General features: G+C 55.5%; 2 protein-coding genes, 2 tRNA genes and 2 rRNA genes (2 of these 6 only partly in view). All 6 read right to left on the reverse strand.

Annotated elements, in window-relative coordinates; all coding sequences use genetic code 11:
- Nucleotides 1–63 carry the beginning of a type II toxin-antitoxin system RelE/ParE family toxin gene (locus tag NR193_RS15725; protein ID WP_256751712.1) on the reverse strand. 249 nt of this gene lie to the left of the window's left edge, so 63 of the gene's 312 nt are visible here — the first part of the coding sequence; it begins with the start codon at nt 61–63; its stop codon lies beyond the left edge, outside the window.
- 3 nt (nt 64–66) lie between these two features.
- Nucleotides 67–333 carry a type II toxin-antitoxin system ParD family antitoxin gene (locus tag NR193_RS15730; RefSeq protein ID WP_256751713.1) on the reverse strand — a complete coding sequence of 89 codons (267 nt, stop codon included), beginning with the start codon at nt 331–333 and terminating at the stop codon, nt 67–69.
- Nucleotides 334–986: 653 nt separating this feature from the next.
- A tRNA-Met gene (locus NR193_RS15735) sits at nt 987–1063 on the reverse strand.
- 160 nt (nt 1064–1223) lie between these two features.
- Nucleotides 1224–1338 (reverse strand): 5S ribosomal RNA (rrf, locus tag NR193_RS15740).
- Nucleotides 1339–1612: 274 nt separating this feature from the next.
- Nucleotides 1613–4480 (reverse strand): 23S ribosomal RNA (locus NR193_RS15745).
- A 450-nt stretch (nt 4481–4930) separates the two neighbouring features.
- Nucleotides 4931–5000: transfer RNA gene (locus NR193_RS15750), tRNA-Ala, on the reverse strand (it continues 6 nt past the right edge of the window).

Raw genomic sequence — 5000 nt, forward strand, 5'->3', positions numbered from 1 at the left:
ATCGTCATAGAGCGCTTCCAGCTCGGACTCCGCCTTGGGATGGAAGACAATCCGATACTCCATCCCCTACCTGGCTTTCGCCTGCTTCGCACGATGACGCGCCTCCAGTCGGGAAAAGACCGTTTCGGCCGGGATACCTTTGGTTGGATCCCGCTGCAGTTCGGTCAGGCGCGCCGGCATTTCCTCGCGCAGCCATTTCTCCCGCTCCGCCTCGAAATCCTCGAGCATGCGAAGGCCCGCGCGGACAACCTCGCTGGCATTGTTGTAGCGGCCTGATTCGAGCTGCTTGCGGATGAAATTCTCGTAGTGGTCATTCAAAGCGTAATTCGGCATGGCAACCTCCTGGCGGGATTATGGGATCGCACAACGCGAATGGCAATAGATGTCAACTGTTAGCAGTCTCCGCTGATTCGGGCCGCGCTTCAGTTTTGCCGCTTTGCCGCGATTCTCCCCAGGAGAATCGCTTGTCGCGCGATTCGACATAACCGCAATTGTCACATCAGCCACGAAGACGCCGGCGCGATCGAGGTCGACGCGCGAGTCAATACCGCGGTCGCTTTTGGTGGCGGCCGCGCGCGAGACGATGGGCGAAAAAAGCCGGCTGAGGAAAAGCCCAACCGGCTAAATTCGTTCGCATTGCGGGCCGGTCTTTATGGCTGCGCCTTCAGCCTGGGCCTGCAGGACGAGGAGTTGTTTGCGAGCTGTTTGTCCCAGCATCGGCATCGCCAGGCAACGGGTTCGTGGATGGGCTCTGTTCCGCGCCTTCGTTTTTGTCTGCTTAGTTTCGTCGGGTGTCGCAAACCAAAGAGCCGGTCGGCTTTTGTGGCTGCGGGTTTTGTCTTTGGTTTGGGGAGAGGTTTTGTTTTTGTCTTTGCCCGGCGGCGTCGGCTAAGGCGTCCTTGCGGGCCCGTGATCCGGAGCAAATCGATGGCCACCGTCAGCCAGATACAAGAACAGCCCGGGCTGGGCCGGGCTGTTCTTGTATTTGGTTGCGGGGACAGGATTTGAACCTGTGACCTTCAGGTTATGAGCCTGACGAGCTACCGGGCTGCTCCACCCCGCGTCAACCGTTGCAGCGATCGCTGCCTGGAAAGCCAGTCGCCAAATGAAAGGGCCGCTTACGCGGCCCGGGATCCCGTTGGCGGGCCTGTTCGCAGAGAGAAGATTTCTCCCCATCCAGGATCATTTTGATTCTGGATGTGAGTTTAACGTGCGTTTGGCAGACCTGGCAGCGACCTACTCTCCCGCGTCTTGAGACGAAGTACCATCAGCGCTGGAGCGTTTCACGGCCGAGTTCGGAATGGGATCGGGTGCAGCCGCTCCGCCATAACCACCAGGTCGGCAAAACGCACGTTATTCGAGAAGCTGGGTTAGGGATCAGGCAATAGGGGCTAGTGAGTAGGAAGTACCGGCTCACTATCCGTTTTGTGCCATTTTCCTGTCTTTCCGTGCCAAGGCGACGTTGTTTGCAGACTGCTTCGGGCGATGCCCGCAAGCGCGACTGCGCGTCGCCGGTCGTCCGGCGCCCTCGCGGAGCATAGGCCCGTAAGGGCCGCTCATGCGTGAGCGCTGGCCAAGACCATCGTATTCACGATGGGCATAAGGAATGAGAACGATCAAGCCGATCGAACTATTAGTACCGGTAAGCTTCAAGCGTTGCCGCTCTTCCACACCCGGCCTATCAACGTGGTCGTCTTCCACGGTTCTCAGGGAATACTCGTTTTAAGGTGGGTTTCCCGCTTAGATGCCTTCAGCGGTTATCCCGTCCGGATATAGCTACCCTGCTATGCGGCTGGCGCCACAACAGGTCCACCAGAGATCCGTCCATCCCGGTCCTCTCGTACTAGGGACAGATCCTTTCAATATTCCTACACCCACGGCAGATAGGGACCGAACTGTCTCACGACGTTCTGAACCCAACTCACGTACCGCTTTAAATGGCGAACAGCCATACCCTTGGGACCTGCTCCAGCCCCAGGATGCGATGAGTCGACATCGAGGTGCCAAACAACCCCGTCGATATGGACTCTTGGGGGTCATCAGCCTGTTATCCCCGGCGTACCTTTTATCCGTTGAGCGATGGCCCTTCCACGCGGGACCACCGGATCACTATGACCGACTTTCGTCTCTGCTCGACTTGTCAGTCTCGCAGTCAGGCAGGCTTATGCCATTGCACTCAGCGAACGATTTCCGACCGTTCTGAGCCCACCATCGCGCGCCTCCGTTACTCTTTAGGAGGCGACCGCCCCAGTCAAACTACCCACCATACATTGTCCCGGACCCGGATAACGGGCCGCGGTTAGACATCCATAGTAATAAGGGTGGTATTTCAAGGGTGGCTCCACCTGAGCTGGCGCCCAGGTTTCAAAGCCTACCACCTATCCTACACATGCCACTACGAATGCCAATGTAAAGCTATAGTAAAGGTGCACGGGGTCTTTCCGTCTAACCGCAGGAACCCCGCATCTTCACGGGGAATTCAATTTCACTGAGTCTATGCTGGAGACAGCGGGGAAGTCGTTACGCCATTCGTGCAGGTCGGAACTTACCCGACAAGGAATTTCGCTACCTTAGGACCGTTATAGTTACGGCCGCCGTTTACTGGGGCTTCGATTCAGAGCTTGCACCCCTCCTCTTAACCTTCCAGCACCGGGCAGGCGTCAGACCCTATACGTCGTCTTGCGACTTCGCAGAGCCCTGTGTTTTTGATAAACAGTCGCTACCCCCTGGTCTGTGCCACCCTCCTCTACTTGCGTAGAAAAGGGTCACGCTTCTTCCGAAGTTACGCGTGCAATTTGCCGAGTTCCTTCAGCATAGTTCTCTCAAGCGCCTTGGTATACTCTACCAGACCACCAGTGTCGGTTTCGGGTACGGTTTATAAGGAGGAGCTATTTCCTGGAACCACGCAGCAGCCCGTTCAATCCGATAAGATTGGACTACCTCAATGATCCGTCACTACCTCCAAGCCCACGAATATTAACGTGGTTCCCATCGACTACGCGTTTCCGCCTCGTCTTAGGGGCCGGCTAACCCTGCTCAGATTAGCTTTAAGCAGGAACCCTTGGTCTTTCGGCGGGGGAGTCTCTCACTCCCCTTACGTTACTCATGTCAGCATTCGCACTTCTGATACCTCCACCACCCCTCACGGGTATGGCTTCATCAGCTTACAGAACGCTCCGCTACCGCTTGGCCCTTGCGGACCAAACCCTAAGCTTCGGTGTATGGCTTTAGCCCCGTTACATTTTCGGCGCAAAGACCCTTATTTAGACCAGTGAGCTGTTACGCTTTCTTTAAATGATGGCTGCTTCTAAGCCAACATCCTGGTTGTTTTGGGATCCTCACATCCTTTCCCACTTAGCCATAACTTGGGGACCTTAGCTGTAGGTCAGGGTTGTTTCCCTTTTCACGACGGACGTTAGCACCCGCCGTGTGTCTGCCGACTAGTACTCCCAGGTATTCGGAGTTTGGTTAGGTTTGGTAATCCGGTGAGGACCCCTAGCCCATCCAGTGCTCTACCCCCTGGGGTATTCGGTCGACGCTCTACCTAAATAGATTTCGCGGAGAACCAGCTATTTCCGAGTTTGATTGGCCTTTCACCCCTAGCCACAAGTCATCCCGAACTATTGCAACAGTTATGGGTTCGGTCCTCCAGTAAGTGTTACCTTACCTTCAACCTGCTCATGGCTAGATCACTCGGTTTCGGGTCTAATGCGACGAACTGAACGCCCTGTTCAGACTCGCTTTCGCTGCGCCTACACCTAGCGGTTTAAGCTTGCTCGTCACACTAAGTCGCTGACCCATTATACAAAAGGTACGTGGTCACCCAGGACGAACCTTGGGCTTCCACTGTTTGTAGGCAATCGGTTTCAGGTACTCTTTCACTCCCCTTGTCGGGGTGCTTTTCACCTTTCCCTCACGGTACTAGTTCGCTATCGGTCATGCACGAGTACTTAGGCTTGGAGGGTGGTCCCCCCAATTTCAGACAGGATTTCACGTGTCCCGCCTTACTCGAGGACGATGATTTGCATTACGCGTACGGGGCTGTCACCCACTATGGCCCTACTTTCCAGAAGGTTCCGCTTGTCTCATCATCGCCACTGGCCTGGTCCGGGTTCGCTCGCCACTACTTCCGGAGTCTCGGTTGATGTCCTTTCCTACGGGTACTTAGATGTTTCAGTTCCCCGCGTTCGCCACTTTACCCCTATGTATTCAGGGTAAGTTACCTATTATCGATACTTGGAAACCACAGCAGCAATAGCGCGATCTCAAAGAGATCGTCGCCTCACACTCAATCCTTTTGGGATTTCGCATCGGCTGCCCTGCTGCTCTGATTTTCCAAGTACCTTAGGTGGGTTTCCCCATTCGGAAATCTACGGATCAAAGGGTATTCGCACCTCCCCGTAGCTTATCGCAGCGTATCACGTCCTTCATCGCCTGTGCATGCCAAGGCATCCACCAATTGCCCTTAAGACACTTGATCGTTCTCATTGCCAATGCCCACCCGCGCGATCTCGAAGAGATCGTCGCTTCAGCCAAACCCTTGCGGGATTGGCGTCCGCGCGATCCCAAAGGGATCGTCGCATAAGCGCAATCCTGTGCGGGATTGGCGCTTGATGTCATTGGCACAAAAAGACCAGCTTCTCGAGATCGGTTCGAGGGCGCGGTTAGGCAAACCCATCATATGCGGGAGATTGAGCGTCTCCCGCGACAAATCATGAACCTTGCGATCCATGAAGTTCGAACAAATCTTCTCTTTACGATGTCAAACAGAACAGGCGGAGAGCAAGAGGCTCACCGCAAACCTTTATACGAACGACTTTTGACCGGCAGCCTCATCTCTACTCGACACCAAGGCGACAATCCTGCGGATTGCGCGCTCGCCAAACCGCAACGTGGCGGCTGAGCGCGACAATCCTGCGGATTGCGCGAGTGGTGGAGCCGGACGGGATCGAACCGACGACATCCTGCTTGCAAAGCAGGCGCTCTCCCAGCTGAGCTAC

This window comes from Mesorhizobium sp. Mes31 (assembly GCF_024519675.1).
Lineage (GTDB): Bacteria > Pseudomonadota > Alphaproteobacteria > Rhizobiales > Rhizobiaceae > Mesorhizobium.

Bases quoted from the DNA above. Each gene is read 5' to 3' on its own strand.
- NR193_RS15730 (WP_256751713.1), bottom strand. From the start codon at position 333: ATGCCGAATTACGCTTTGAATGACCACTACGAGAATTTCATCCGCAAG.